The following is a 22,147-nucleotide window of genomic DNA, read 5'->3' on the forward strand; positions in this document are numbered from 1 at the left end:
CCCTGGCAGAGGCCATGGATCAGACGATCCGCATCAACGAGGCCTATCAGCTTCTGCTCCGCCCTGCCGGGAAGCAAAAGCCGACTTCCGTGACTTCCCCGAAGCTGACTTTGCCGGCAGCCCCCGTCCTCGCCGAGCCCAAAGTGGAGCAGGTCCCGCCGCGCATCCTTGGGCCCCGGCTCCGCTTGCCGCCGGCTCCCGTGATCGCTGCCAGCCCCACCTTCACCCCTGTGGGACAGAGTCGGACCGGCTCTTCCTCGTCAGGCGTGTTATCCCCTCGCACCCCGGTCAGGACATCGTCAGAGTTCGTCCCGTCCCCGCCGCCCACCACCGTGCGGACCGCGTCGTCGTCAGTTTCGGGACAGCCGTTCCGCCTGACGGTCCCCTGGATGGTCGGCATCGGTGGCGTGATCGCGCTAATGATCATCTGGAGCTTCACCCAGGCGGGAATCAGGAGCCGGATGCAGCGCAGCTTTTTCGGATCTGGCTCTTCCTCGTCGGGTGACAGCCCATCCTTCTCCTCCACTCTGCCCCCCCGTCCCGCCCGTCTGCCCGCGCAATTCGAGGGGCTTTATCAGCAGGCGACGGTGGAAAACGACCCCGTGGCGCAGCGCAAACTCGGTGACAACCTCCGGTACAGCGCCGCCTACGAGGAATCTGACCGCTCCCAATCCACGGCTTGGTACCGCATGGCAGCCAGTCAGGGTGACACGGAAGCTCAACGACAGTTGGGAGATGCTTACCGATTCGGACTGGGCGTGGTGCCCGACATGGGGCAAGCCATCGCCTGGTATCAGAAAGCTGCCTCCAACGGCGACTCAAAGGCCCGGGAGACGCTGAAGAAACTGACTCAATAGGACCGGTGCCGTTGGCTTGACGGGAGTGCTAGCGTGGCCCGATGCGTTCCCGCCACGTTTTGAGCCGCTGTTTGGCCCGTCTACTCCCCGCCTTTGCCAGCCTGGCTATTCTGGCTGGCTGCGCGTCAAAGAAGGCGTGGCAGGCAGAAGGCGTCACGGAATTCCGGGTGCTGAACACCAATTCTGAAAAATGCGGCACCGTGAGTGATCCCGGGACGGTACGGGAGCTACTGGAGTGTTTTTCCCGGGCCACCCCCTCCCTGGATCCCAACGGCCTCAGCCGCCCCTGGACTCACAAGGTGGACATCGTGGGCACGAGCCCAGAGTGTGATCGGTGGCTCTACTCCGACCGCACGGGCGAGTACGTCCTGCTCTCTGTGTACGGCACCACGGTGAAGAAGCTCACGCCGCCAGATCGCGAGCGGGTGAACGAATTGCTGCCGCGCAAAGTAGAAGATCCCTTCGCAGCCCTGCGCGCGGGCCAATAATTCTTCCTTCCCCAGGTGTCCAAAAGCGGTGTGGAATGCCTTTATTCCTGCATTCACGCCGCATCATGAAACTCCTGCCGCTTCTATTGCTCGCACTGACCGTCCCTGGGGCGGTGCTCCCCACCCTTCACGCTGCTGCCGCCACCACGGAGGCGGACGTCATTGTTTACGGGGCCACCCCCGGCGGCTTCTGCGCCGCCATCGGGGCCGCCCGCGAAGGTGCCAAGGTGATACTCCTAGAACCGACCGCCCATGTCGGCGGGGTGAACACCGGGGGACTCAGCTTCAGTGACTCCAACCAGACTGTGCGCAGCACGCTGAAGGGTCTCTTTGAAGAATGGCACCTCCGGGTGGAAAAGGACTACAAAGACCGCGGCATCACCCTCAAGTACGATGTGATGGTGAAGGACCAGTCCGTTTGGACTTATGAACCCAGCGTCGCCGCCCGGGTCACCAACCAAATGCTGAAAGAGGCCGGGGTGCAGGTGCTGACCAAACGGCAGCTCGAGAAGGTCCATAAAGACGGGGCCGCCATCAGCGAGCTCGCCACCTCCGACGGCACGTTCAAAGGCAAGACCTACATCGATGCCACCTACGAGGGCGACCTCATGGCAGCCGCAGGCGTGGCCTGGACCATTGGCCGCGAGGGCCGCAAGGCCTATGGCGAAAGCCTCGCCGGCAAACAGTACCCGAAGGCCAAGATGCCCATCTCCGGGCTCAACGACCAGGGCAAGCCCCTGCCTCTCATCACCACCACCGATGCCGGCCCTGAGGACGAGGGCGACAACAATGTGATGGTGTACAGCTTCCGCCTCTGCCTTACCGGGAACCCCGCCAACCGGACGCCGTTTCCTGAACCGGCCAACTATGACCCCGCCCGGTTCGAGGTCGCACGACGCTACTTCCAGGCCACGAAGAATGCGCCCCTCCTCTGGGACCTGTATCCCCTGCCAGGTGAGAAGTTCGATGCCAACAACGGCATCGGCAAACAGCTCTCCATGGGCCTCGTCGGCGCCTGCAATGGCTGGAGCGAAGCCAGCCCGGCCGAGCGCGAGAAGATCTGGAAGGCCCACAAGCAGTACACGCTGGAGCTGTACAAATTCCTCACCACGGATCCCGCCGTGCCGGAGGCGCATCGCCGCCAACTGGCAGAGCTTGGACTTTGCAAAGACGAGTTCGCCGACTACGGCCACTGGTCACCCCAGCTCTATGTTCGTGAAGGCCGCCGCATGAAAGGGATCTACTTCCTCACCCAGGTCGACATCCAGGAGAAGCCCGGCAAGGAGGACGCCATCGCCGTATCTTCCTTCCCCATCGACTCCCATGACTGCCAGCGCGTGGCCCTGCCGGATGGTGGCGTCATCAATGAGGGCACCATTTTCCCGGTGCGTCTGGAAGGCCGTCGCCATGGCCCCGCCTTCCACATCCCCTACCGCAGCATCCTGCCGCAGAAGGCGGAGTGCACAAACCTCCTTGTGCCTGTGGCGCTGTCCTGCACCCACGTCGCGATTTCCTCGATCCGCGTGGAACCCACCTGGATGGCGATCGGCCATAGCGCCGGGGTGGCTGCCGCCCTGGTCGCCAAAAGCAACGCTTCGGCCCAGGATCTGCCATACGCCCAGCTGAAGGAACGCCTCGTGGCTCAGGGACAAGCACTGGAACTTCCGGTGCTCCCCCCCTGCCTCCCAAGCCAGTACTTCCAGTGAGCCTCGATCCCGCGTCTCTGCCGGGCATCGTTCTTGATGATTCCCAGGCGCAGGTGACAGGAAACTGGGACCGCTCCAGCAACTTCAAACCCCATGTGGGCCAGGGTTACCTGCACGACGGCAGCCGTGGTGACGGCCTGTCCACCGCCACGTTCAAGGTGAAAGTGCCCAAGGCCGGACGTTATGACCTGCGCATGGCCTACTCCCCGCACGCCACCCGGGCGGCCAAAGTCCCGGTGGTCATCAAGTCCGGCGGCAAGGAAACCAGCCTCACCGTGGACCAGACCAAGCCGCTGGACAGCGGCACCGCCTTCCGCAGCGTGGGTCAGGTGGATCTGGCTGGCGATGGCACTCAGGAGACGACCATCACCGTCTCCAACTCCGGCACGGAAGGCTTCGTCATCCTCGATGCCTTCCAGCTGGTCGAGATCGCCAAGCCGTAGGTTGTTCCATTCATAGGACGGAGGGAGTCTTTCGAGCTCCCTCTGCTCCTATTCATCACTCAAAAGACCGAGGATCCGGCGCAGTTCCGGACCGATGCGGCGAAGCTGCTCGCGATGGACCGAAGCGAGCTTCCCCAGCAACTCCTCTCCCCTTTCCGTCAGGCGAATGAAGACCTGACGACGATCTTCCTCGGAAGGCTCCCGCGAGACCATTCCCTCCGCCACGAGACGGTCCACCAGGCCCACGGCACTGTGGTGCTGCACCTGCAGGCGCTCCGCCAGCTCGCCGATTTTCACCTGCTCACGGGACGGATATCCCTTGATGGCGAGCAGGGCCAGATATTGCTGCGGCGAGGTCCCCTCTGACTTGGCCGCCTCCTCGCTAAACCGCAGGAACTGCCTCAGGGAGAACCGGAAAGCAGCCAGCGTTTCATATTCGCGCTTGGAGAGTTTGAACGATGCCATGGAGTCTTGCACCATGCAGTGCGGGCAGCTTTCATGCCAGCGTTAGTTGACATATATCGCATTACGATATATGTACAGCGCCCCATGCCGACTGCCAGTCCCGCGCCCTCAGTTCAAGCCGCTGCGCCTTCCACCGCGCCCCCGCCCTCTCACCATCTAGCGGACTACCGCATTTCTTACCGGGTGCTCGTGTTGAGCGGTCTCGCTGTGGTCGCCGCCTGTGCCAGCAGCGTGGTCGCGAAGATCCTGGTCTGGCTCATCAATGGGATCACGAATCTCTGCTTTCACCTCACCTGGTCCGCGAGCGATACCACCCCGATCGGGCACCCTTGGGGAGCCTGGGTCATCGCCATCCCCGTCATTGGAGCGCTTATCATCGGCCTCATGGCCCGCTATGGCTCGGAGAAGATCCGCGGCCACGGCATCCCGGAGGCGCTGGAAGCGATTCTTTTGGGCCGCAGTCGCATCCAGCCCAAGGTTGCGATCCTCAAGCCCATCTCGGCCGCAATTTCCATCGGCACGGGTGGCCCGTTCGGCGCAGAAGGTCCCATCATCATGACCGGAGGGGCTCTGGGCTCGATCATCGCCCAGCAATTTCATCTCAGCGCCGCAGAGCGCAAGACCCTGCTCGTGGCGGGCTCCGCTGCAGGCATGACCGCGATCTTCGGCACGCCGGTGGCGGCAGTCCTGCTGGCGGTGGAGCTGCTGCTCTTTGAGTGGAAGCCGCGCAGCCTCATTCCTGTGGCCGTGGCCGCCGTGGTCGCCACGGTCCTGCGCCCCTACTTTCTCGGAGCTGGCCCGGTCTTCCCCGTCCCGGCCCACGCGGCCCTGAGCGGTGAGCAGATCGGTTATGCGAGCCTGCTCGGCATCCTGGTAGGTCTGGGTTCGGCCCTGGCCACCTCCATCGTCTATGCTGCGGAAGACGCCTTCAAGAAAGTGCCCGTGCACTGGATGTGGTGGCCCGCGATCGGCGCTGTGTTTGTGGGCATCGGCGGGCTCATCGAACCCCGTGTGCTGGGTGTGGGTTACGGTACCATCCATCAACTGCTCCTCGGGGAACTCTCCGGGCGCACCCTGATCGGCCTGGCGCTGCTCAAGGCCATCGTTTGGGCCATCGCCCTGGGTTCCGGCACCTCTGGAGGCGTGCTGGCCCCATTGCTGATCCTGGGAGGTGCCATAGGTGCCTTCTTTGGCCAGTGGATCCCTGGCGGGGACCTGGGCCTGTGGGCTCTGGTCGGTCTGGCCGCCATGATGGGCGGCACCATGCGGGCTCCGCTGACTGCAATGATCTTTGCCGTGGAACTCACGCACGATTTCAACGTTATGCCCGCCTTGCTGGCCTCCAGCGTGGTCGCCTTCGCCATCACCGCCCTTTGGCTGCGGAGATCCATCCTCACGGAAAAGCTGGCCCGCCGCGGCCAGCACATCACCTGTGAATACAGCATCGATCCCTTCGAGCTCGCCAGGGTTCAAGATGTCATGGATTCACAGGTGCCCCTCGTGGCAGGAGTCACCAAGCTCCAGGATCTGGCCAGCCGCATTGCCTCAGGAGAGAGCGTCCTGGCCGGGCACCAGGCCACCTTCATCGTGGATGATGAGCAGCGCCTCACCGGCATCGTCACGCGGGGCGACCTGCTGCGGGCCCTTCCGGATGCTGCGGAAAACTCCTCCCTCACCGTGGCAGAGGCAGGCTCCCGCACCCTGGTGGTGACCTATCCGGATGAGCCTCTTGCCGATGCATTGAACCGCATGCTGACCCAGAACATCGGCCGCATGCCTGTGGTGGAGCGCAGTTGCCCAGACCGGGCCATCGGCTACCTCGGACGGTCCGCCATCCTCTCAGCCCGTCTCCGTCTGCATGAGGAGGAGCATGACCGTTCCAGCCACCGATCTTCCCGCTGACATGCTCCCGCCCAGCCCTGCATTTCCCCTGATATCCCCTCCATCAAAACCGACATCATCCCATGCTCATCCTCAAAGCTCTGATCATCAAGCTCGTCATTGCCACCGCCGCAGGCTGGACCATGCTGGCCCTTCTGTGAACGAAGCGTCCCCGCCGCGGTTTAGATACTGCCTGGATCCGCTCTTCCTCGTGGGCTGCACGGCCTATGCGTTGAACCTTTGGTTCATCAAACCGAGGATCGATTTCGAGTTCATCCAGTATCACTTCAACGACTTGTGGGTCATTCCGTGTGCGCTGCCTCCCGTGTTGTGGCTCCATCGTCTGCTGGCATTGCGTCCGGCCCAGGCGCTGCCAACTCCAGGGGAGATCACCTTCCATCTCGTCCTGTGGTCGGTGTTCTGTGAATACATTGGTCCCCGTTATTTTATGCCCCAAAGCGGGGCTGACTGGCGCGATGTCACAGCGTACACTTTCGGTGCCCTGGTCGCCGCCCTGTGGTGGCACCGCCATCGCTGGCTTCCCCACGCAAGACGGCTGAGACTCCATGAGCTTTGACATCCTTGCCCCGGTTTACCGCTGGATGGAACTCCTCCTGGCGGGCCGCAAGCTCCACCGCTGCCGGTGCGCCTTCTTGGAAGAGGTGCCCCCTCCCCGGCATGTCCTCATGCTGGGTGAAGGTCATGGCCGGTTTCTCGTGGAAGTCCTGAAAAAGTTTCCTGATACCCAAGTCACTTTTCTGGATGCCAGTGCCGGGATGATCACTCAGGCCCGAAAAGCGCTGCAACGCCATGGGCTGGTGCCGGACCGGGTCACCTTCATCCAGATGGATGTCCTGGCGTGGGAGCCGCCCCACCAGGTGTACGATCTGATCGTCACCCACTTTTTCCTGGACTGCTTCCGCCCGGAGCATCTCCAGCAACTCATCCCTGCCATCGCCTCCTCAGGCACGCCGTCAGCACGCTGGCTGGTGGCGGATTTTCAGGAAGCCCCCGCCGGCTGGCAGCGTCTCCGCAGCCGTCTCATCCTGCGCTTGATGTACTGGTTCTTCCGCACCGTCACACGGCTCCCCGCCCGAAGCCTGACCTGTCCCGATCCGTTGCTCCGCCAAGCCGGCCTCCACCTTCAGGGTGAGCAGGTGTTTGAGTGGGGCCTGCTCCGCAGTGCCTGCTGGAGCCTGGCACCCGACTGCGGAACAAAATCATCCGCCGCCTGAGCCGCACGAACGGCCGCCCTCGCGCTCTCATTCAGCAGCCATCTCCCCCTCCCTTCTCATGTCATCGTTCAAAGCATTCCTCGGTGTCGAGCTCAACCCCGTCAGTCCGCGTGAGAAAGCCGTCTCCGCCACGGGAGGGTTTATTTCCATTATCCTCCTGCTGATCATCACGGAATCCACGCTGCACCTGTCCGGAGCCGCTGCGGTCATCGCCTCCATGGGAGCCAGCGCCGTCCTCCTCTTCGCCGTGCCGCACGGCTCCCTCTCCCAGCCGTGGCCAGTCATCGCGGGACACGGATTCTCCGCCTTCTTCGGTGTCCTGTGCGCACGGTCGATTCCCAATCACTATGCGGCCGCTGCAGCGGCGGTGGCCCTTGCCATTCTGGCCATGCATGTCTTCAAGTGCATTCATCCACCCGGCGGTGCCACCGCTCTCACAGCAGTGCTGGGCGGTCCGGCCGTGCAGGCGCTGGGATACAAGTTTGTCTTCTTCCCCGTGCTGGCCAATGCCGTGACCATGGTCATGATCGCCATCCTGTTCAATGCGCTCTTCGCCTGGAGACGCTACCCGGCGCTCTTCAACCGCCCGGCCGTAGCCATGCCCGCTCCCACAACTCTCTTGCGGGACGATACGGCCATCCTGACAGCAGCCCCCACCCACGAACAGATCGTGCAGGCCCTCCGGTCACTCGACTCCTTTGTGGACATCACTGAAGAGGATCTGATCCGGCTGGTCCAGATCCTCCGTCAGGACATGTCCCCTGAACTGATGGCCACCGTCTCGGCTCAAAGCTCTGACGTGAACCTGGGATCCATGAGACGGATGCGTGGCTGACCTTTCCCATCGCCCGCCGACCTCCTTCCCCGCCCGCATGAAATCATTTCATCGCGGCAATGAAGGAGTCTTACTTGACTCTTCCGCGGGCACCAAGGTTCCTCCATCCCTATTCCTAAAAATGTAGAAGGCGGACCTCCAGGGCCCGCCTTCAATGCATCATCGCTCAGGGGCAACCATGCCGCCGGAGTCGCAAACTACTTTTGCGCGACGAAATCCACCACCAACACCTTGTCGATGAGGCCCTTCAACTTGCTGCCAAACTCCTTGTGCGCAGGATGAGGCAGATAGACTTCCAGGCCTGCTTTATCCTTGAAAGTCACGAAGAAACAATGGGTAAAGCCCTCGTCTTTCCCCTCCGGGCTCACGTTGGTGCCCCACTCAAAATCAGTGATGGTGTTCACCTGTTTCGGCAGTTCACGGAAGGCCTCTTCCACCGCCTTGATTTGCTCCTTGGAAGCAGTGTCTTTGAATTTGAAAAGGACTACGTGGCGGTAGGGAGCATCAGCGAAGGCAGACATGGTGGTCAGGGTGGTGAGAAGAAGCGCAAAGAAGAGTGCTTTCATGGCCCAATTCTCACCAGATGCCTTCCGGGGTCAAGCAGTGCTTCCATTCGCCCTTGCGCCCGGTTGCAATCCTGCTTACATCGGCCCCAATGAGTCTCTGGCAGCGTTTTCAATCCAACTTCGTCCGCTATTCTGACCTGGGCATCACGCTCGACATCAGCCGAATGAACTTCGGTGATGACTTCTTCACCAAGATGGCCCCCCTCACGGAGCGTGCCATTTCCGACATGAAGAAGCTCGAGGCAGGCGAAATCGTCAACCCCGATGAAGGCCGCATGGTGGGGCACTACTGGCTCCGCAATGCCAAGCTCGCCCCGACGCCGGCTCTGCAAAAAGGCATCGAAGACGACATCGCCGAAAGCAAGGCCTTCGCCGCCAAGATCCACGCTGGCGAAATCACCACAGAAAAAGGCGGGAAATTCACAAAGCTGCTCGTGATCGGCATCGGTGGCTCCGCCCTCGGCCCGCAGTTCATGCGTGACGCCCTGGTGGACTCCTGGACGGCCCCGCTCCAGACCTGGTTCTTTGACAACACCGATCCGGAAGGCATCCAGCGTGTGTTCAGCGAGATCGGTGCCGGCATTTCCGAGACGCTCACCGTGGTGATCTCCAAATCTGGCGGCACGCCCGAGACCCGCAATGGCATGCTCGAAGCGCGGGCCGCCTATGAGCGCGCCGGGTTGAATTTCTCCAAGCACGCGGTCGCCGTCACTGGCACTGCCGCCAACAACATCAGCAGCAAGCTGGAAGCCTACGCCACAGAAAATGACTGGCTGAAGATCTTCCCGATGACGGACTGGGTGGGCGGCCGCACCTCCGTGATGCACACCGTGGGCCTGGTGCCCATGGCTCTGCAAGGTGTGGACATCGACTCCCTCCTGGCTGGCGCTGCCGCCATGGATGAGAAGACCCGCTCCCTGCCTGTGGCGCAGAACGTCTCCATGCTGCTGGCTCTGATGTGGCACCACGCCGGCGGTGGCAAGGGCAGCAAGGACATGGTCATCCTTCCTTACAAGGATCGTCTGGTGCTCCTGAGCAAGTACCTCCAGCAGCTCGTCATGGAGTCGCTGGGCAAGGAACTGGATCTGGATGGCAACAAGGTCAACCAGGGCATCGCAGTGTACGGCAACAAGGGCTCCACCGACCAGCATGCCTATGTGCAGCAGCTTCGTGATGGCGTGAACAACTTCTTCGCCACCTTCATCGAAGTGCGCAAGGGCTCGGATGCAGTGCAGGTCGAAGTGGAACCCGGCACTCGCTGCACGGACTTCCTGCAGGGCTTCCTGCGCGGCACCCGCAAAGCATTGTTCGAGAACGGCCGTGAGTCCGTGACCATCAGCATCCCTGAGGTGACCCCCTTCACCGTGGGGGCGATCATCGCCCTCTATGACCGTGCGGTGTCCTTCTATGCCAGCCTCGTCAACATCAACGCCTATCATCAGCCGGGCGTGGAGGCGGGCAAAAAGGCTGCTGGCGTTTTCCTCACCCTGCTTTCCCAGGTCCGCGAACAGCTGGTAAAAGCTGGCAACGGCACCGCTGCTGAGATCGCCTCCCCGCTGCAGGCCGATGTGGAGGACGTGTACCACTGCCTCACTCACCTGGCCGCGAATGACGCCAAGGTCTCCGTGACCCTGGGTGGCAGCCCGGATGAAGACCAATTTTCATCTCGTTGATAGAAAGTTCCTGCTGGAACTTTCTATCTGGTCGATTGAAAATTGGAAATGTTGAACGAGGCGGTGCTGGCAGTAGTTCCGGGTGGCGAGGTGGAGAATTTCCCCCTCGCCTATCAACTTGCGTGCATAGTATTCACGGGGTTGTTCCTCTGGACCTTCAGCATCGCCCGCGATCCCCGGGGCTGGCGTCGGCTTTATCAATCGCGGTTCAGCCGGGCGGAGGAGATTTCCGTGAATCGCAACAAGCGCCTAGATGAAGTCATCAAGCGCTATGCCCTGATCATCGCCATGTTCTTCCTGGTGACGGACGTGGCCGTATTCGTTCTGGGTATCACTTTCCAGCACCGCCACACGCCGCATGAGATGACCAAGGAGGAGCTGTTCCGCGCCAAGGAACTGGACAAGTACTGAGGCAGTGTGGCGGGACAGAAGCCCGCCCGCTCCAGGTTGCCGGGAAGTTACGGCGTACGGTCTTGCAGATGGGCCCGGAGCGCTCTTGCCAGAGCCGCCCCCACGTTGAGATATCCCTCCGTCGTGCTGCGGGCGGTGTTCCAGGGAGTCTCCAGACACAGGGCCACAGTCTTGGGATTGCCGTTGGCCTGCACCCAGTTGCCACTGATCTGCCGCCACAGGGGGTGGTAGGAGGAGGCCGTGATCTTCGGCTCTGCCAGCATCGGCATCACCGGTTCGATCTCTTTCCTCGCGAGTTTCAGGAAATCTGCCTGGAAGGCCTTGGCCTCCGGTTGGAGCAACTCTACGGCAGGTGCGTAGAAGAAGGCTTTGAGATCCCCCGGTGCCGGATTGTGCAGATCCAGGAACACATCCAGCCGTCCCTCCGCCACCAGGCCACGCAGGATTTTCTGAGCGGCTGCCACCTCATTCCAGTTGGGCTTGTCACTCCAGTCACGATTGTGATCCTGCGGCAGGGCATCCTTGCCTCCGTTTCCTGTGGCTGCATTGTCCACATCCATCACCGGCACCACATAGATTTCAGCATTCTGTCTCAGCCAGGCGGCGTTCACGTCCGCACTCAGGATCCACTCCACGAACCCCTGGCAAACCCAGCTGGAGCCGGATTCCCAGGCATGCTGGCGGGCGTGCACCCACACGCCAAAGCGGCGCTCTGCCACCTTGTCCCCTTCACTGATCCGCAGCATTGACACGCGCCGTCCTTCGCGAGAACGGCAGAGCTCCATCTCCTCTGCCACCCGATGGTCTGCCCCTGTCTGCCGCACCCATTCCTCTGCCCTGGCCGGGGTGTACGGCGGCCCCCAGGCGACCAGGACCCGCCCCTTCGCTGAGGGGCCGGCTGCTGGCACTTGATACACCATCTGACCATCGGCCCCCTTCTTCCCAGGCTCAGTTTGCAACCAGGTCTTGCCATCGGTTGACCAGGCCGCCCGCTCCGGCATGGCCCACGAGGAGGAGAGTGGCTTCGTCAAGGGGCCGCCCAATCCCTTGCCCACCACGGCATCACTGCCAGACAACTTCAACGTCAGTGGCTGACCTGGATTGATCCCGGCAATTCGGAAGTACCACCAGCAGGGCCAGCCGCGTTCTGCCTGACCTCCCGGCATGAATCTCACTTCCTGAGCTCCAGCATCCACGCCCAAGACCCGGACGGAGGCTCCGTCGAAGTCTGTCTCCACCTCCAGCGCATGGATCGAAACCATGCTCATCCCCCAGAGCAACCCTGCCACTAGTCCACTTGCTGAAAGCGTCTTCATGCCCGCGAGCATAAGCCGTTCCTCCACCGCATGACAAGACCCGACCTTGCGATAGCGTGACGGTCGTTGGTGACAAAAATACCAGTACAGCCCTTTATCGCATGCAACTCTCCCCCGCCATCTCCGTAGGTACAGGCTCTCCTTTCATCCCACTCATGAAGCAGCCGCGCACCATCCCCTTCTTTCGTGTTCTGATCACCAGCCTGGTCCTGCTGGCGGTCGCTCCCTTTACCTTGGCCCTGGCGGAAGGCGGCAAGACGGTGCGTGATTTCGGAGCGGTGGGAGACGGCAAGACCGACGACACGGCGGCCATTCAGAAGGCGGTGGACAGTGGGATCGGCTCCATCGTGCTGCCCAAAGGCAAATACCTTCTCACCAAGACCATCGTAGTGGATCTGGACAAGACGGGATTCACCTCGCTCATCAGTGATGGCACCGGCAGCCTGGTCATGACGGCGGGCGGACCTGCACTCCACTTCACCGGCACTCATTTGACCGGGTCCGCAGATCCCAAGAGCTTCCAGGAGAATGTCTGGCAAAACCAGCGCATGCCCTTGGTAAGAGGAGTCGGCATCACGAGCACGCATCCTGAGGCCGATGGCATTCAAGCCACAGGAGTGATGCAGCTCACGGTGAGCGAGACCAACATCCACCGCGTGCGCCACGGCATCCGGCTCACCACGCGCAACCGCAACGTCTTAATCGCCAACTGTCACATCTACCACAACACGGGCTGCGGGATCTTTTACGACCATGTGAACCTGCACCAATCCAACATCGTGGGCAGTCACATCAGCTACAACGCCCAGGGTGGCATCGTCTTCAAAGGCGGCGAAGTGCGCAACGTCCATATCGGCACCTGCGACATCGAGAGCAACATGAAGGCGGATACCGCCCCCACGGCCAACATCTTGATCGACTCCTCCGAAGGCAGCACGGACGAGGTGGCAATCACCGGCTGCACCATCCAGCACAACAGCAAGTCTCCGGGCAGCGCCAACATCCGGGTGCTGGGAAAGGGTGTCACCAGCATCAAGAACAACACGCCTACACAAGAGGGGCACATCACGATCACGGGCAACGTCTTCAGTGATGTGATGGTGAACATCCATCTGGACAACGCCCGCGGCGTGACCATCACGGGCAACACCTTCTGGGAAGGCTTTGAGCACGACCTCCTGGTGGAGAACAGCCAGGCCGTGGTGGTGGGGCCCAACGACTTCGACCGCAACCCCCGCTACGTGGTGAATGGCAACTGGGCCAAGGACCTGAATGGTCTTGTCTTCCGCAACTCTGCCGACTGCAAGCTAAGCGGACTGCTGGTGAAGGGCGTGTGGCAAAAACCAGCCGCCGTGCTCCTGGAGAAGTGCGACCGCTTCACTGTCACGGACTGCAGCATCCTCGATTGCGACAACATCGGCCTCTGGTTGAAGGACTGCACCCGTACGCTGGTCTCGGGCTGTGTCATTCGTGATGATCGTGAGGGAGAGAGCAGGAAAGGCACGCTCTCCCTCCGCCTTGAGGGTGGCCGGGAGAACCGGGTGCGGGACAACATCGCTGCCAACGGCCTGAAAGCCGACGAAGGGGTCGGCGTGGTGCGCAACAACGATTGACCGACCCCCCCCGGTTCACGGTAACAACGGCATTCCAACAATCGTCGGATGTTGGTTAGTCCTCCCATCTGGCGGAGGCGGCAGGATTCCCAGAGTCTCCTTCTGCGCCCCGAGACTGGCATCAGGCATCCCGCTTCCGCGTGACAAGAAAGCTGAGATTGGGCATCTGCGCCGGTCCACATCTGTGCTTTAATCAGCCGCAGCTTACCCTTTCACCCATGCAGTCCACCGATCTTCCGCCTCTCCGCAGTTCACTTGACCTGGAACGGATCCTGGAGTTCGAGTTCGTGCGCGCGACGGAGAACGCGGCGCTCCAGGCCATCCACTGGCTGGGTCGTGGGGAGAAGGAAAAGGCGGACGCCGCAGCCTGCGCTGCCATCGCCGGTGTCTTCGACATTCTGGACATCCGGGGTGAAGTCGTGATTGGTGAGGGCATCAAGGACAATGCCCCCGGGATTTTCGTAGGGGAACAGCTCGGCACCTGGCGCAATGGCAGCCCGAGGTTCAACATAGCGCTCGATCCCATCGACGGCACCACCAACATCGCCAAGGGGCTGCCCAACAGCATCTCCGTCATGGCTGCGGCCCAGGTGCCGGACGGAGCGCCCAATGTGATGAAGAGCCTGCCCAGCTTCTACTGTCACAAGATCGCCTACGGACCCGCCGTGAAGAAAGCTCTCGCGGAGCAGGGCACCCTCAGCTTCCTGGACATGCCATTGAAGCAGGTGCTGGCCTTTGTCGCCGAGGTGCTGGGGAAACGCGTCAGCGATCTGGTGGTGGTGACCATGGATCGCCCCCGCCACGGGGAGATTTTCCGTGAGATCCGCGAGGCAGGTGCCGCCATGCGCATGATCTCTGATGGGGACATCACGGCAGCGGTCGCCCCTTCCCTCCCGGACTCGGGTGTAGATCTCTACATCGGCATGGGCGGCTCACCAGAAGGCGTCCTCGCCGCAGCGGCCCTGAAGTGCCTGGGTGGCGACATGCAACTGCGCATGTGGTTTCACAATCCTGAGCACCAAGCCGAGGTGGCCGCGCTGGTGACGAAGGAGGAGCTGACGAAGGTCTTCTTCGTGGATGATCTGGTCATGGGAGAAAGTGCCCTCTTCTGCGCCACGGGCATCAGCGACAGTTCCCTCCTGCCTGGCGTGAAGCTCATCGGCCACCGGGCGGAGACTCACTCCATCCTCATGCGGGCCCGCAGTGGCACTGTGCGCCACATCCATGCCACGCACCAGTTGGACAAGAAGGTCGTGCCATTGCGAGAATCATTTATGAAACTTGCCTAAGATTTGGCAGTCGCTTTCGCGAAAGTTTCTCTACAGATTACAATTCTTGGCCCCTTCCTGATGGGGAGAGACGAATGACGCCTTGGGCCATTAGCTCAAAGGTGGATCTATCGTCTCAACAAACCCCAACATGTCGCTTCCTAGTGCTGGACTTTTGGCGATCTTCCCGCCATGATCGGGCGTCCCGAACGCACCTCTCGACACAGCTGCGCCCCCACGGCTGCTCCGCAAGTTCTCCGTGCCCCTTCCATCCACATTTTCCTCTGTCTCGTGAAATAATTTGCAAATCTAGCATAATTCACCGGATTGAGTCACGTCTGCCGCAGTTCCACCGATTCCGCCATGGCCACTCTCGTATTTGTCCTTGAAGATGAACGTGAAATAAATGTCCCTTTGGAGGGCCTTATCACCTTAGGTAGCTCGGAGGACAACGACGTTGTAGTAGATGACGCTACCATCTCCGCGAAGCACGCGGTCTTGGAGCCATCGCATCAAGGAAGCTACGTGCTCCGTGATCTACGATCCGAAGCCGGCACGTACGTCAACGGTCAGCGTATCCAGTCGCAGATGCTCCATCATGGCGATGACCTCGCCTTTGGCCTGCTGCGCGGACGGTTCTTCATGCCGCAGGGAGGAAACCCACCCACACAGCGGTCCAATACCCCACCCCCTCCGGTAAAAGAGACCGCCCCCGTCATCCCAGTAGGCGCCACACTCAGGGCGACCCAAAACGTCGCGCCGCAAGAACCCTTCCACCTGGAGATCCACTCCAAGCAGGAGCACGTGATCCAGCGCCTGAAGTCCCTTGAGGCACAGGAGCAGCAGAAGATCGGTCAGCTGGAGCAACTCCAGCGCCAAGGGGCCGAAGCCGCCGCCAGACTTAACGCGCTCCAGGTGCAGATGCGCGAACTGCAGGACCGTTCCGCCCGGGAGCTGCAAGAGAGCCACGCTGCTACGGCGCAAAAGCTGGAGGCCTCGCTCAATGAGCAGCGGGCCCAGCAGCAACGGCTGCAACTGGAGATCAATGGCTTGGAGCAACAGCGCGAAGCCAAGGGGGCTGGTATCGCCGACGCAGAAAAGCGGCTTCAAGAGCTGAAGGACGCCGTCCAATCCCAGGAACAACAGCAACAAGCTCTCTCCGATACCCAGATCGCCATCCGCGAAGGCCAGTCCCGGCTTGAGGGGCTTTTGGCAGAGATCACCTCCGCAGAGGGGCGCAAAACGGAGATCCAGCAGACGCTCTCAGAACTGGATGCCCGTCAGGCCTCCCTTGCCGATCTCGAACAGAAAGCGCGCCATGCAGCGGAGAGCCTGACCGCCACGCAGGATGAGGTCCATCATGCGCAGAACCGCCTGGCGGAACTGACCATCGCCCTGAGCACGCAGTCAGAGCAGGAAAGCGCTCTCAAAAAATCCCGTGAAGAACTGACCGAGGCCCAGGCAGAGCTGGAAATCGTGCGGGCAGAACTTGCTGGCTGGGAGACTCAACGTCAGGCCCTGCAGGAAAGCGTGACCAAGGTGGAAAGCCACCATCAGACGCTGCAACAGCAAGTCAGCGAGAAGGAGAGCGCCATCACCCGTGCTCAAGCAGATCTGGAAACGGTGGAGCAACGCCTCCAGGAACTGCAAAGCACCACCCTTGGGGTCGAGGCCCAGCAGCAGAAGCTGATCGAGATTACCCAAGCCCTTCAGTCCGCCCAGAGCGACCTCGACTCCGTCCGCCAGGAGACCGCAGACCGTGAATCTCAGCGGCAGACCCTGCAGGAGACCATCAGCGGTGCTGAGGCCCGTCAAACTACCCTCGTGCAGGACATTCAGGAGAATGAGGAGCGCCTGAATCGCACGCAAAGCGAACTGAAAAATGTAGAGTTGCGGTTGCAGGAGCTGCAAACCACCAGCCAGTCACTTGAGTCCCAACAGAAAAATCTGCAGGAAGTGACCGATGCCTTGCAAAAGGCCCAGAACGACCTGGAAACCGCCCACACCGAAGTGACAGGGTGGCAGACCAAGCTGGCAAACCTGGAGCAAGCAGTAGGTGGGTTCGAGCTTAAACACTCGGAGCTTTTGACGAGTGTGAAAGAGCGCGAAATGCAGATCACCGGCCTGCATGCCTTCTTCCAGGACAGCGAAGCCCGCAAGATTCAACTCACAGCGGATGTGGCCGACCTGGAGGAGAAGCAACGACTTCTCGCCCAGACCAACCAGAGCCTCATGGAAAGCCAGGGCCGCCTGGAAGCCGTCCGGAAGGACCTCTCAGGCTGGGATAACCAGCGGACCGCCCTGCAGTCCCACATTCAGGAACTGGAGCAAAAGCAGACCTCACTCCAGTCCCAGATCTCCCGGAACGATCAGCAGTTGACCGATACTCAGGCAGCCATCGAGGCGGCAGAGGGACATCTCGCGGAACTTCAGACCGCCGTGGCGGATTTTGATGAGCGCCAGCATCTGCTGCTCACGACGAACGACTCCATCACCCACGCCCAGGATCAGCTCTCCACGCTGACGATGGCGATTACGTCGTTCGAGACGCAGCGCCAGTCCCTCCAGCAGACTCTGGTGGGCTTTGAGCAGCAGAACCACACGGCCCAGTCGGAAGTTCAGCAGGCGAGGGCCGAGCTGGAACGGCTGATGGAACAGAAACAGCAGCTGGTCCGAATCATCGCTGAGAACAAGGAGGCAGATTCAATCCGCGAAGAACTGCGAGGTGACGTGGCCAAGCTGCAAACACGCCGCGACCTCCTGCAGCAGGAAATGGAAGAGCTGGAAAACAGCCGGGTCGAAACGGAACTGCAGATCACACGTCTGCAGGCAGACGTGACCCGGGCCAGTGAAGAGCTGCACCAGACAGAATCCCTCAAGCTGGATGCCGAGAACAGCGTGACCCGCAGCCGGGATGAGGAAACCCGCCTCCAGCAGATGCTGGTCAACCTCCGGTCTGAGCACGATCTCGCCTTCAATTCCCTGACGGCACGTAGGGAAGACCACAATGCCATGGAATTGCGGGTGAGCGATCTCACCAGCGAGGCGCAGGAACTCGCTGCCACCATCACGAACCAAAAGGTGGAGCAGCAGCGTCTGGACCAGACCATTGCCAACCTGGACCGCCAGCGCGTCGAGAGCGAGGCAGTGCTCCAGGAGCAGGAAGAGGCTCTGCACCGCTCGATTTCCGCTCACAAGCTGATCGAAGCCAAGGTCAAGGAAGCAGAATCCACTGTGCAGCACCTGCGTGAGCAGGAGGCAGCGCTGGCTGGCACCTCGGACTCTCTTACCAACGCCCAAAACCACCTGGCGGACCTCGATTCACAGATCGGTTCTTTGGAGACCAAGCGCCAGGAGATGGAACACTCCATCGTGGGATTGGAGAAACAACAACGCGAGCTCCAGACCAGCATCACCCTGCGTGAGCAGGAGGTGGCGACGGCCATCCAGTCCCTCAACGAGACCCGGACCCACAACGAGAAACTCCGCCAGGAAGGCAAGGCTCTCGAGCAGAACAACGGGAAGCTCGAAGCTGAGGTCAAGGCACGCCAGGCCAGCCTGGCCGATCTGGACAAGCGGCACCAGGAAAGTGTGAACATGGTGCGCCAGCGCGAGAACAATCTCGCCATGGTGAGCAAGTCTCTGGAGCAGTCTGAGTCCCTCCAGCAGAATCTCAAGCTGGCCCTGCAGGCGCTGGCCGCCCAGCAGACAGATGCGCAGGTGGAGGTGCAGCGGCTCAATGCCACGCGTGACTCACGCATCAGCGAGATCGAATCCCTCAACGTCCAGCGTCAACAGCTGGATGGCCAGGTGCAAAGCCTCACTCATGAGGCCGCCACGGCCAAGGCCCGTGCCGCAGAACTTCAGGTGCTGGTGCAGGCCCGTGAAGACCAGATCAAGACTTCAGAAACGAAGTACACGAACGCCGAACTCCGCCGCAAGGATCTGGAGCAGCGCATCGTGACCCTCTCTGGGACCGAGGAAAAACTTTCCCTGGCCCGCCAGCAGCTCAAGCAGGCGGAAGATGCTTACTCCGCACTGCAGACGCTGAACTCCAAGTTCGACGAGCGCAAGGCCGAATACAACACTCTGGAGAAGCGACTGGACATGCTGCGCCAGGATGAGAAAGGCACTGACGCCGCCCTCACCGCCCAGCAGAAGGCATTGCAGACGCTCATGCAGCAGTCGGAGGCAGCCAAGCAGCGCCAACGCGCCGAAGGACTGGCTCTGGACAAGCAGCTGCAAGCATCCCGCGATGCCCTTGCTTCCGCGAACAAGCAGCTTCACGAAATCACCGCCAAGCACGAAGAGCTGGTGCAGCACAACCGCCGACTGGAAGGCGCGGAAGTGAAACACGGCGAGATGCTCACCCGCATCAAGCAGTCTGAACAGCAGTCTAACGAAATGGTGGCCCGCCTACGCAAGCTGGAGCAAGAGACGGTGGACGCCCAGGCCCGCTTGAAGCAGACCCAGGCCATCGAACAGACCTCGCAAGAACGGCTCGACATGCTGCGCAAGCAGGAAGGCCCGCTCAAGCAGGCTCTGCAGGACCTCAGCTCTGCTCAGCAGGCGGAACGCCAACGGTTCGAGGAGATGCGCGTGATCAACCAGGACGCCGAGCGCCATGCCGCCCAGCACCGGGCCCAGCTCGAATCCGTTCAGGACGAAATGCGCCTGGAGATTGCCGACCTTGAAAACCGGCTTGCCACCCTGCACAGCTACAGAGAGGATCTGGACCATCGGTATGCGCGCCTCGCGGCCCTGCCGGAAAACTCCCCGGAAGCCCGCGAGCTCTGGAAGGACATCCAGCGCGCCAAGGAGGAGATCGCCGCCAAGATGCCCGCCAAAGGCGGCATCATGGCCCGTCCCCAGACCCGCAGTGTCGTGGTGCCTCGTGGAGGCCGTGTCGACTAGTCGACAAGAACCGCTCCGTCTCCCCCAATCCCTCGACCGCGGCCACCTCGTGCTGCCGTGGTCGTTTTGTGATGGCTTCCAAACATTGTGAATCTTCTCTCATGGAGTTCTGCGTCGCATCTGTCATCTGGCTGCAATCTCAGGGCATTTTCCGCGTAGAGTGAGCATGCGTCCCAGGCTTCTCCCTACGTCCCCCACCCTCGCTCTTTCGCTCGCCATCGCGTTCTCGCTGGCTGGCGGGCTCTCTGCGGCTGACACCGCGTTCACCATCCAGAAGACCAGCTCCGGTGGCCTGGTCATCCAGCACGAGGGCAAGCCCTTTGCGGAGTACGTGGTGGACCAGGGGAACAAGCCCTACCTCGCTCCGGTCTTTGGCCCCACGGGCAAGCAGATGACCCGCTCCTATCCGATGAAAACGGTGGACGGTGAGCAGCATGACCACCCCCACCACCGCGGTATCTGCTTCGGGCTGGAGGACACGGCGGGGTTCGACACGTGGGCAGAAAAAGCCACGTTTGAAGAACAGCTCAAGAATCCCAAGCAGGCAGACAAGGCCAAGGCCCGGCTCGCCGCCCTCGGTGCCATCAAGCACCGTGAGTACAAGGAAATCAAAGCGGGAGACAAGTCCGCCGTGGTCACGGCCGTGAGTGACATCCTGGATGTGAATGGCAAGAAGCTCATGGAAGAGCAGCATACCATCACCTTCACCGTCACGTCCGACACCCGCGTGATCGACTTTGACATCGATTTCATCGCCTCCGAGGGGCCGGTGAAACTGGGAGACAAGAAAGACTCCGGCTTCAGCATCCGCGTGCCCACCAGCATGGCGGTGAAGAGCGGCCTTGGCACCCCGGGCGGCACCATCATCAACAGCGATGGCATCAAAGACACCGACGCTTGGGCGAAGCGCGCTAAGTGGTGCGACTACTCCGGCCCTGTGGAAGGGGAAACTCTGGGCGTGGCCATGCTCAACCACCCCTCCAGCTTCCGCTACCCCACCCCGTGGCATGTGCGGGACTACGGTCTCTTTACCGCGAACCCCTTCGGGACCCAGAGCCTCGACAAGACCCAGCCGGACGGCACGGTGGAACTGAAGAAGGACGAGCACCTCAAGCTCCGTCACCGCCTGATCTTCCACAAGGGTGACGCCAAATCCGCCGGGATTGAGTCCGCCTGGGAGGCTTACTCGAAAACGGATCGCAAGTAACCCACATCCGCGTCCCGCCTACTTCTACCCTGCACCATGCCCAGAACAGAAGCACTCACCCGGCGTTTCATTTACGTCCTGAAGGTCGGACTGATGGCATGGTGCAGCCAGGCACTGGCAGAAGGCGCGGGACAGACCCCGGCGCCGCCCCTCCCTGCCGCACCGTGGAAGTTTGAGGAAATACGCCGTCTCCCCGCTGCTGAGGCCAAACAAGGGGTGGCGGCGGATGACAGCCATGTCTACGTCATCGACAACCGGACCATCGGCAAATACCGGCTCGACAATGGTGAACGGGTCGCCCGCTGGGAGGGCCCCAAAGGAGGCCCCCTCACCCACCTGAATGCAGGCATCGTCCGTGAGGGGAAACTCTACTGCGCGCATTCGAACTTCCCCTCCGTCCCCACCGTCAGCTCCGTGGAGATCTGGGACACCTCTACTCTGAAGCACGTGGGCAGCCACAGCTTTGGTCACTTTGTCGGCTCCCTCACCTGGGTGGATTTCAAGAACGGCTTCTGGTATGCCTGCTTTGCCCAGTACGCGAAGGCGGGCGCCGAACCGGGCAAAGACCCGTCCTTCACTGAGGTGATCAAGTTTGACGATCAGTGGCGTCGACTGGAGGGCTGGGTGTTCCCGGCCGCTCTGGTGGCGCAATTCGGTGGAAACAGCAGCTCTGGCGGCGGCTTTGGGCCGGATGGGCAACTCTTCATCACCGGGCATGATGCCAAGGAAATGTATCTGATTGAGTTTCCTGAGGCAGGATCGGAGCTCGTCTGGAAAGGCACTCTTCCCACCAGCTTCCCCGGACAGGCCTTTGCCTGGCAACACGCCGATCAGGGGTTGATCTTTGCAATTGATCGCGGCAAGCGCGAGGTCTTGGCAGGCCGGGTGACCAGGCGGCCGTGAGGATGGCGGGGCCAGGTTATTTCATAAATCCCACAGATCAAGCGCCGTGGTTCCAGTCATAGACCACCCCGGCCTCCAGTGCCTGCAACACCAGAAGGCCCGGACCGACGAAGTCGAGCGAGCTCCCGGGTTCGAGGACATAGTCACCCAGGTCCCCTTCCATGGTGACCCAGGCGTGCCCCTTCCAGCCGGTGAGCACCAGCGTCTGTCCGGCAGAGAGCCGCCAGGTACGGAGCTCCCCTTGCGGGAGGCCCGTGCAGATGGGCATCGGAGCAACCGGAGGCCGGGCAGGCACCCGGGTTGGCGACTCCGTTGTCGCCTTGTCAGCCAGTATGTCGGTCATGGTTAAGATCATAGCGAGTGCCG

Annotated in this window: 18 protein-coding genes and 1 pseudogene; 15 read left to right on the forward strand and 4 right to left on the reverse strand. The window is 61.4% G+C overall.

Going from position 1 to position 22,147, the window contains the following annotated elements; all coding sequences use genetic code 11:
- From BV106_RS27310 to BV106_RS38905, 4 genes and pseudogenes are all read left to right on the forward strand, one after another.
- Positions 1 to 857: pseudogene (locus BV106_RS27310) on the forward strand (SEL1-like repeat protein); the annotation flags it as partial.
- 71 nt (positions 858 to 928) lie between these two features.
- Positions 929 to 1,345, forward strand: a complete 417-nt coding sequence (locus tag BV106_RS27315) for a hypothetical protein (protein ID WP_038170088.1) — start codon at positions 929 to 931, stop codon at positions 1,343 to 1,345.
- A 65-nt stretch (positions 1,346 to 1,410) separates the two neighbouring features.
- Positions 1,411 to 3,051, forward strand: coding sequence for an FAD-dependent oxidoreductase (locus BV106_RS27320; protein ID WP_265596118.1), 1,641 nt, complete (start codon positions 1,411 to 1,413; stop codon positions 3,049 to 3,051).
- On the forward strand, positions 3,048 to 3,494 hold the full coding sequence (locus BV106_RS38905) for a hypothetical protein (RefSeq protein WP_038170091.1): 447 nt from the start codon (positions 3,048 to 3,050) through the stop codon (positions 3,492 to 3,494). Before BV106_RS27320 ends, BV106_RS38905 begins: the two co-directional genes overlap by 4 nt.
- A 48-nt stretch (positions 3,495 to 3,542) precedes the next feature.
- Here BV106_RS38905 and BV106_RS27330 read toward each other — a convergent pair whose 3' ends face one another.
- Complete coding sequence (locus tag BV106_RS27330) at positions 3,543 to 3,959, reverse strand: MarR family transcriptional regulator (protein ID WP_038170124.1); 417 nt, start codon at positions 3,957 to 3,959, stop codon at positions 3,543 to 3,545.
- Positions 3,960 to 4,043: 84 nt separating this feature from the next.
- Between BV106_RS27330 and BV106_RS27335 the strand changes: the two genes are divergently transcribed.
- The 4 genes from BV106_RS27335 to BV106_RS27350 all read left to right on the forward strand — a co-directional run bounded on the left by BV106_RS27335 (position 4,044) and on the right by BV106_RS27350 (position 7,910).
- A complete protein-coding gene (locus BV106_RS27335) occupies positions 4,044 to 5,861 on the forward strand; it encodes a chloride channel protein (RefSeq protein WP_038170093.1) in 1,818 nt (605 codons plus the stop codon).
- A gap of 136 nt (positions 5,862 to 5,997) precedes the next feature.
- The gene (locus BV106_RS38910; protein ID WP_265596119.1) at positions 5,998 to 6,417 is read left to right on the forward strand and encodes a hypothetical protein; all 420 of its coding nucleotides are present in this window, start codon (positions 5,998 to 6,000) and stop codon (positions 6,415 to 6,417) included.
- Positions 6,407 to 7,075 (forward strand): class I SAM-dependent methyltransferase, encoded by a 669-nt coding sequence (locus BV106_RS27345; protein ID WP_038170098.1) that lies wholly within the window; start codon positions 6,407 to 6,409, stop codon positions 7,073 to 7,075. The genes BV106_RS38910 and BV106_RS27345 overlap by 11 nt, the downstream gene beginning before the upstream one ends.
- Positions 7,076 to 7,133: 58 nt before the next feature.
- Positions 7,134 to 7,910 (forward strand): HPP family protein, encoded by a 777-nt coding sequence (locus BV106_RS27350; protein ID WP_063768006.1) that lies wholly within the window; start codon positions 7,134 to 7,136, stop codon positions 7,908 to 7,910.
- A gap of 197 nt (positions 7,911 to 8,107) precedes the next feature.
- Here the strand turns inward: BV106_RS27350 and BV106_RS27355 are convergent, their stop codons facing one another.
- Positions 8,108 to 8,476 carry a Dabb family protein gene (locus tag BV106_RS27355; RefSeq protein WP_038170099.1) on the reverse strand — a complete coding sequence of 123 codons (369 nt, stop codon included), beginning with the start codon at positions 8,474 to 8,476 and terminating at the stop codon, positions 8,108 to 8,110.
- Between the two features lie 89 nt (positions 8,477 to 8,565).
- Here BV106_RS27355 and BV106_RS27360 point away from each other — a divergent pair, with 89 nt between their 5' ends.
- Together BV106_RS27360 and BV106_RS27365 are read left to right on the forward strand one after the other, a co-directional pair.
- Positions 8,566 to 10,149, forward strand: a complete 1,584-nt coding sequence (locus tag BV106_RS27360; RefSeq protein WP_038170100.1) for a glucose-6-phosphate isomerase — start codon at positions 8,566 to 8,568, stop codon at positions 10,147 to 10,149.
- A 48-nt stretch (positions 10,150 to 10,197) separates the two neighbouring features.
- Positions 10,198 to 10,560: a hypothetical protein gene (locus BV106_RS27365; protein WP_038170101.1), complete on the forward strand. Its 363-nt coding sequence runs from the start codon at positions 10,198 to 10,200 to the stop codon at positions 10,558 to 10,560.
- Positions 10,561 to 10,607: 47 nt separating this feature from the next.
- Here the strand turns inward: BV106_RS27365 and BV106_RS27370 are convergent, their stop codons facing one another.
- Entirely contained in the window at positions 10,608 to 11,876 is a 1,269-nt protein-coding gene (locus tag BV106_RS27370; protein WP_265596120.1) for a M14 family zinc carboxypeptidase, read from the reverse strand.
- A gap of 101 nt (positions 11,877 to 11,977) precedes the next feature.
- Here BV106_RS27370 and BV106_RS27375 point away from each other — a divergent pair, with 101 nt between their 5' ends.
- The 5 genes from BV106_RS27375 (at position 11,978) to BV106_RS27400 (ending at position 21,781) form a co-directional block, all read left to right on the forward strand.
- A complete protein-coding gene (locus tag BV106_RS27375; RefSeq protein ID WP_265596121.1) occupies positions 11,978 to 13,489 on the forward strand; it encodes a right-handed parallel beta-helix repeat-containing protein in 1,512 nt (503 codons plus the stop codon).
- 218 nt (positions 13,490 to 13,707) lie between these two features.
- A complete protein-coding gene (gene glpX, locus BV106_RS27380) occupies positions 13,708 to 14,778 on the forward strand; it encodes a class II fructose-bisphosphatase (RefSeq protein ID WP_038170107.1) in 1,071 nt (356 codons plus the stop codon).
- Positions 14,779 to 15,120: 342 nt separating this feature from the next.
- Positions 15,121 to 19,671 (forward strand): FHA domain-containing protein, encoded by a 4,551-nt coding sequence (locus BV106_RS27390; protein WP_081892336.1) that lies wholly within the window; start codon positions 15,121 to 15,123, stop codon positions 19,669 to 19,671.
- Between the two features lie 166 nt (positions 19,672 to 19,837).
- Positions 19,838 to 20,878: a PmoA family protein gene (locus tag BV106_RS27395; protein ID WP_051946398.1), complete on the forward strand. Its 1,041-nt coding sequence runs from the start codon at positions 19,838 to 19,840 to the stop codon at positions 20,876 to 20,878.
- Between the two features lie 36 nt (positions 20,879 to 20,914).
- A complete protein-coding gene (locus BV106_RS27400) occupies positions 20,915 to 21,781 on the forward strand; it encodes a hypothetical protein (protein ID WP_051946399.1) in 867 nt (288 codons plus the stop codon).
- 37 nt (positions 21,782 to 21,818) lie between these two features.
- Here BV106_RS27400 and BV106_RS27405 read toward each other — a convergent pair whose 3' ends face one another.
- Entirely contained in the window at positions 21,819 to 22,124 is a 306-nt protein-coding gene (locus BV106_RS27405; protein ID WP_265596122.1) for a DUF2917 domain-containing protein, read from the reverse strand.
- Between the last annotated feature and the right edge of the window lie 23 nt (positions 22,125 to 22,147).

The sequence above is a fragment of the Verrucomicrobium sp. BvORR106 genome, from assembly GCF_000739655.1.
GTDB lineage: Bacteria > Verrucomicrobiota > Verrucomicrobiia > Verrucomicrobiales > Verrucomicrobiaceae > Verrucomicrobium.

Excerpts from the sequence above, each read along its gene's own strand:
- BV106_RS27320 (WP_265596118.1), top strand. The coding sequence starts at position 1,411 with ATGAAACTCCTGCCGCTTCTATTGCTCGCACTGACCGTCCCTGGGGCG.
- BV106_RS27330 (WP_038170124.1), bottom strand. The coding sequence starts at position 3,959 with ATGGCATCGTTCAAACTCTCCAAGCGCGAATATGAAACGCTGGCTGCT.
- BV106_RS27335 (WP_038170093.1), top strand. The coding sequence starts at position 4,044 with ATGCCGACTGCCAGTCCCGCGCCCTCAGTTCAAGCCGCTGCGCCTTCC.
- BV106_RS27345 (WP_038170098.1), top strand. The coding sequence starts at position 6,407 with ATGAGCTTTGACATCCTTGCCCCGGTTTACCGCTGGATGGAACTCCTC.
- BV106_RS27350 (WP_063768006.1), top strand. The coding sequence starts at position 7,134 with ATGTCATCGTTCAAAGCATTCCTCGGTGTCGAGCTCAACCCCGTCAGT.
- BV106_RS27355 (WP_038170099.1), bottom strand. The coding sequence starts at position 8,476 with ATGAAAGCACTCTTCTTTGCGCTTCTTCTCACCACCCTGACCACCATG.
- BV106_RS27360 (WP_038170100.1), top strand. The coding sequence starts at position 8,566 with ATGAGTCTCTGGCAGCGTTTTCAATCCAACTTCGTCCGCTATTCTGAC.
- BV106_RS27365 (WP_038170101.1), top strand. The coding sequence starts at position 10,198 with ATGTTGAACGAGGCGGTGCTGGCAGTAGTTCCGGGTGGCGAGGTGGAG.
- BV106_RS27370 (WP_265596120.1), bottom strand. The coding sequence starts at position 11,876 with ATGAAGACGCTTTCAGCAAGTGGACTAGTGGCAGGGTTGCTCTGGGGG.
- BV106_RS27375 (WP_265596121.1), top strand. The coding sequence starts at position 11,978 with ATGCAACTCTCCCCCGCCATCTCCGTAGGTACAGGCTCTCCTTTCATC.
- glpX (WP_038170107.1), top strand. The coding sequence starts at position 13,708 with ATGCAGTCCACCGATCTTCCGCCTCTCCGCAGTTCACTTGACCTGGAA.
- BV106_RS27390 (WP_081892336.1), top strand. The coding sequence starts at position 15,121 with ATGGCCACTCTCGTATTTGTCCTTGAAGATGAACGTGAAATAAATGTC.
- BV106_RS27395 (WP_051946398.1), top strand. The coding sequence starts at position 19,838 with ATGCGTCCCAGGCTTCTCCCTACGTCCCCCACCCTCGCTCTTTCGCTC.
- BV106_RS27400 (WP_051946399.1), top strand. The coding sequence starts at position 20,915 with ATGCCCAGAACAGAAGCACTCACCCGGCGTTTCATTTACGTCCTGAAG.
- BV106_RS27405 (WP_265596122.1), bottom strand. The coding sequence starts at position 22,124 with ATGACCGACATACTGGCTGACAAGGCGACAACGGAGTCGCCAACCCGG.